The organism is Candidatus Oleimmundimicrobium sp. (assembly GCF_030651595.1).
Taxonomy (GTDB): Bacteria; Actinomycetota; Aquicultoria; order UBA3085; family Oleimmundimicrobiaceae; genus JAUSCH01.
Genome location: NZ_JAUSCH010000048.1, coordinates 1 through 2,397, shown reverse-complemented (window position 1 = coordinate 2,397; position 2,397 = coordinate 1). Strand labels below are relative to the sequence as shown.

Genomic DNA, 2,397 nt, shown 5'->3' with positions numbered 1-2,397 from the left:
ACCGTAAAAAGATTATTGAATTAGGCACTTAGCCAATAACGTAAAAGCTAATGGTTACAAGCCTTTCAGATTGTATAGTACATGGGGGCGAACAAAACGTTCTCATATATTTTAAATTCAAAAACATAAATTCTTTATTATCAGTGATTTTGATTTATTCTAATTATTACGTAAGTGCCTAATTCAAAAAGATTATTCTGAAGGTTGGTTTCCCAAGATAAACTTCAAGATTCCACCTTTAACAATATCTTCTTGATTAATTGTTGGTTTGGTGTAACGAGTCCCGTTTAACTCAACCGACTGCACATACATATTGTCTTTTGAAAAATTAACGGCTTCAACGGTAAATGTTTTTCCATTTTGAAGCTTGATTGTTGCTTTGGACAATTGCGGAGCGCCAAGCACATATTCGCCACCGCACGGATTTACCGGGTAAAAGCCCAGGTTCGTGAAAATGTACCAGGCCGACATTTGTCCGCAATCGTCGTTCCCGCACAAACCGTTTATCTTATCCTGATACTGTGTTTGGCAAATCTCCCTGACCAGTTTCTGTGTTTTCCAAGGCTTTCCGGCCAAAGTGTATAAATATGCAATGTGATGGCTAGGTTCATTTCCGTGGGCATATTGACCAATCAAACCGGTGACATCCATCACAAAACCACTGCCTTCTTTCTTGCTCGACATCTCGAAAAGCGAATCAAGTTTTGCGGTGAAATAATCTGCGTTGCCCATCAAATCGATCAAACCTGGAACATCGTGCTGGATGTGCCAAGTGTATTGCCATGCGTTTCCTTCGGTGTAATCGCCGCCTGAAGTTGAAGCATGAGAAAGCTCAAATGAGTTAAATGGTGTTCGCCATTGGCCTTTCGAATCTTTTCCGCGCATCAGCTTGGTTTGCTGGTTGAACAGGTTTTTGTAGTAAGTTGAGCGTTTCAGGAAAAAATTGTAATCGTCGGTTTTGTTGAGCGCTTTGGCAAATTGGGCTGCACAATAATCGTCAAACACCGATTCGAGTGTTTTTGAAACCGATTCCGTTTTGATCAGGTCGAAAGGATAATATCCGTATTTATTATACACCTCCCATTCCGAGTTCTGATGATTTTTAGTCAGCGAAGTCTTTACCGCCTGATAGACTTTTTCGGCATCGAAACCCCGGAATCCTTTCAGGTAAGCATCAACGACTACCGGGACTGCGTGGTTCCCGATCATACAATAGGTTTCTTTTCCCCACAATGCCCAAATGGGTAAAAAGCCCTGCTGATCAAACTGATGAAGCATTGAATTCACGAAACCATCAACCCGATCGGGAGCCAAAATGGTATAAAGCGGATGGGCAGCGCGATAAGTATCCCACAACGACAAGGTTGAATAAAACGGAGGCTGGTTCACATCTGCAATATTGTTAGGCTGAATAAACAAATGGTACATCGAAGTGTAGAAGATGTTCTTTTGTTCCGTAGAACCTTCTATTTGAACACGCGACAACAGTTCGTTCCATTTACTTTTAGCTGCTGTCCGGATATTTTCAAAATCCCAGTTTTTAATTTCTGTCTGAAGATTTTTCCTAGCTCCATCAATCCCTGTAAAAGACAAAGCCACCTTTACAAGTAATATTTCGCCGGGTTTTAGATCGAAACTGAACACGTAACGAGGTGCTTTTTCCTGTTCTTTGAGCTTTGACAGCAAAACTTTCGAAGTGTATGGTTTGCTGAATTCAATCACATAATAATATGTACGGTCGAGCCAAACCTTGGTTCGCGTGTAACCAGAAACAGTTGTCGGGTTTTCGATATTGACTTTGGCATCCAAAACATGGTCATACAATTGTTTTTCTGCTCCAACCTGAGCACTCTGGAAATCAATCAACAGTTGTGGCTTTTCTTTCCCCTTAAAAGTATAACGATGAATGGCAACATGTTCGGCTGCTGTCATTTCAGCCTTAACATCGAAGTCTGAAAGTTGTACCGAATAATAGCCGGGGTTGGCCTGTTCCTGTGTTTTGCTGAAAGTGCTTTTGTAGGTTTTTCGAACCGGTTCACCGGTAAAAGGAAGCATGAGCAAATCGCCCAGATCAGGACAACCAGTTCCGTTCAACCTTGTCTGCGAAAAACCGTTGATCGACGAATCGGTCGACTGGTAGCCCGAACAATAAGCCCAATTGCCGTTCCCGGTTTCGGGACCAACCTGGATCATCCCAAAAGGAACACATGCTCCCGGGAAACAATGTCCAAACTCAGCCGCTCCAACAAAGGGATTGGCGTATTGGGTATAATCGATAGGTTGTTTAGGTGATTCGGCTTTTAAATTTAAAGCAATAAAGCACAACAACGATAGTAGCAAAACTTCTTTAATTGCGTTCATCTTAAGTTTAGTTGTTCTGGTCATAAAATATTGGTT

General features: G+C 41.8%; 1 protein-coding gene. It reads right to left on the bottom strand.

The genetic code is table 11. The annotated features are described in order from the left end of the window. Nucleotides 1–192: 192 nt before the first annotated feature. Nucleotides 193–2,397: GH92 family glycosyl hydrolase (locus tag Q7U95_RS03035; protein WP_308751804.1), on the bottom strand; the 2,205-nt coding region annotated here is incomplete at its 5' end.